Genomic DNA, 2,082 nt, shown 5'->3' with positions numbered 1-2,082 from the left:
GTAGGTGACCCCGGTGATGCCTTGGGCGTCGCCGCGGATGAAGAACCCGTTGTTCATGTTGCCGGAGTTGCCGATACCGGTGTTGATGTCACCAGAGTTGGCGATACCGGTGTTGAGGTCGCCGGTGTTGAACCAGCCGGTGTTGGTGTCACCGCTGTTGAAGTCACCGCTGTTGAAGCTGCCCTCGTTGAAACTTCCGGTGTTGAAGCTACCGCGGTTACCGATACCGGTGTTGAAGTTGCCCGGGTTGAACAACCCGGTGTTACCGATACCGGAGTTACCGATACCGGTGTTGTAACTGCCGGTGTTGAACAACCCGGAGTTACCCTCCCCGGCATTCAAAATCCCGCGCAGATCAAACCCGGAGTTGGCGATACCGACGTTGCCGTTACCGGTGTTGAAAAACCCGATGTTGTTGTCCCCGGTGTTACCGAACCCGATGTTGCCCGTCCCGGTGTTACCGAAGATGTCAGTGACCGCATCCGCCGCGGCCGCAGGGCTGACCGCCAGCAGACTGTTCAGCTTGACCGACAGACCCGTCCCACTGAGCAGATTGCTGATGACCGGGCTGTTCAACAAGCTGCCAAGATTCCCCGAGCTCAGCAGACCACTGACCGAGGGACTGCTCAACAAGGTGCTGACCACCGGACTGCTCAACAGGTTGCTGACCACCGGACTGCTCAACACAGCGCCCACCGACGGACCGCTGAGCAAGCTCGCGACCGCCGAGTTACTCAAAGCCACCGTGATCGAAGGGTCGTTCAACTGGCTGATGAACGCCTCCGAACTCACCCACGAGGTAAACGCCGGCGAATTCGACAACGTGGTCAGCACCGACTGCAAACCACCATGAGCCTCAACGAAACTCGTGATCTGGTTCAGCGAGAAATTGCCCCACGGCGTCGACAACGTCGACGCCGCCGCACTACCGGTACCACCCACACCCAACTGGGTCAACAAACTGCCCAAACTGCTGCCGTTGCTCAGATGCACACTACTGAGCAGGCTGCTGATCGAGGGGTTGCTGAACAGCCCACTGAGCGCCGGACTGCTCAACAGTCCTGTCACCGACGGACTGCTCAACAAATTGGTCACCACCGGGCTGCTCAGCAGCCCCGTCACCGACGGGCTGCTCAACAAATTGGTGACCACCGGGCTGCCCACAAAAGCGGTGATCGAAGAATCGTTCAACTGGCTGATGAACGCATCCGAACTCAGCCACGAAGTGAACGCCGACGACCGCGACAGGTTGGCCAACACCGCCTGCAGACCACCATGGGACTCAACGAAATTCGCGATCTGGTTCACCGAGAAACTGCCCCACGGCGTCGACAACGTCGACGCCGCCGCACTACCAGTGCCACCCACACCCAACTGAGCCAACAAAGCACTCAAGCTGGACCCGTTGTTCAACTGCAGACCGCTGACCAGGCTGCCGAACGCCTTGCTGCTCAACAACGTGCTCACCGTCGGACTACTGAGCAGACTGCTCACCGCCGGGCTACTCAACACGCTACTCACCGTGGCGCTGCTCAACAGCGTGCTGACCGCCGTGCTGTTGAGCAGACCCGTCACCGACGAACTGCTCAACAACGCACCCACACCGCCACTGCCCAACGCGTTGGACACAAAGTCCGAATTCAACAAACCAGACAGCAAGCCCAGGCCACGACCCGAACCGAAGCCACCAAAGCCACCGAAACCGCCGAAGTCACCGAAACCGCCGAAGCCACCCCAGTGACCCCAATGACCCCAACCCGCGGCCGCCGTCCCGGTACCCACACCCAGCTGGCTCAACACACTGGACACATCGCCCGCGCCAAAACGCAGACTGCTCAACAGGCTGCTCACCGACTGGCTGTTCAACAGACTGCTCAAACTGTGCCCGCTCAACAGCCCACTCACCGCCGGGCTGCTCAACAAGCCCGTCACCGCCGGGCTGCTCAACAACCCGCTCAGGCTGCCCGTACTCAACACCGCGCTCAACGTCCCGCCGCTGAACACACTGCCCAACCCCACACCCGACAGAGCCGGCACGAACGCCTGCAAGCCCGCACCGCCGAACCCACCCCACGAGCCGAA

At 60.8% G+C, this 2,082-nt stretch carries 1 pseudogene; it reads right to left on the bottom strand.

The features are described 5' to 3' along the window. Positions 1–1,467, bottom strand: a pseudogene (locus tag BST27_RS32105) (hypothetical protein); the annotation flags it as partial. Between the last annotated feature and the right edge of the window lie 615 nt (positions 1,468–2,082).

The organism is Mycobacterium intermedium (assembly GCF_002086275.1).
GTDB lineage: Bacteria > Actinomycetota > Actinomycetes > Mycobacteriales > Mycobacteriaceae > Mycobacterium > Mycobacterium intermedium.
Note: the sequence above shows the minus strand (reverse complement) of the source record. Positions and strands in the feature narration are given on the sequence as shown.